The following is a 775-nucleotide window of genomic DNA, read 5'->3' as shown; positions in this document are numbered from 1 at the left end:
CTGGCTCGCAAGCTTATCTTACGATTACCAGCTTAGCGATAGCATTGAACTGGGCACTCAAATCTATCATTGGCAGAGTAAGCAAGAATGGTCATTTGACAATGCACGCTACCCGATAAGCCTCGTGTACGCGCCTAACGATATACCAATCACTTCTTTTGACTGTAAAGATGGAACCAATACGACCAATAACCCTCTTTACTGCCCTCACACACTCTATCAATCTACAAATGAGCAACGTAGTGGCGCGAAACTTCAGTTAAAAGGCAAATCGCCTGAAGCCTCAACGCAATGGGTTCTCGGTGCTGGTTATGACCGATTTATCGTCAACGGTAGCAACTACTCCCGGATCGACTTAAATGGCAGCACCCTTGTTGATCAAGACAACCCTTATAAGAATTCTAAACGACACATTAGGTATGCACTATTCCAAGCCAAGACAGGCTTATTTAATGACAAACTGCATGCTGTCTATGGTCTCAGAGCAGACGATTACTCAGATGTCGGCTCTCACCTTTCGCCAAGAGCAGGGCTCATTGTCAAAGTCAATGAAAACTATAGCTCCAAGCTTCTTTACGGCCACGCTTTTAGAGCGCCCACAGCAATTGAGAGATTTGGCTCTGTTCAGGCAATTGAAGCAAACGAGAGCATCAAACCAGAGGAAATTGATACGATTGAGTGGGTCAATCATTTTCTCGCTAATGACTATTCTACAGAGTTAACTCTGTTTTCAAGTCGCTGGAAAGAAGGCATCGTTTTAGTGCCAACAACGGGC

1 protein-coding gene is annotated in these 775 nt (G+C 44.8%); it reads left to right on the top strand.

What is annotated here, in order from left to right; translation table 11 throughout:
• Positions 1-775, top strand: a 775-nt coding sequence (locus A3756_RS27735; RefSeq protein WP_197481307.1) for a TonB-dependent receptor, incomplete at both ends; no start/stop codon positions are given.

The organism is Oleiphilus sp. HI0086, from assembly GCF_001635225.1.
The sequence above is the reverse complement of the archived record's forward strand: the minus strand, read 5'-3'. Positions and strand labels throughout refer to the sequence as shown.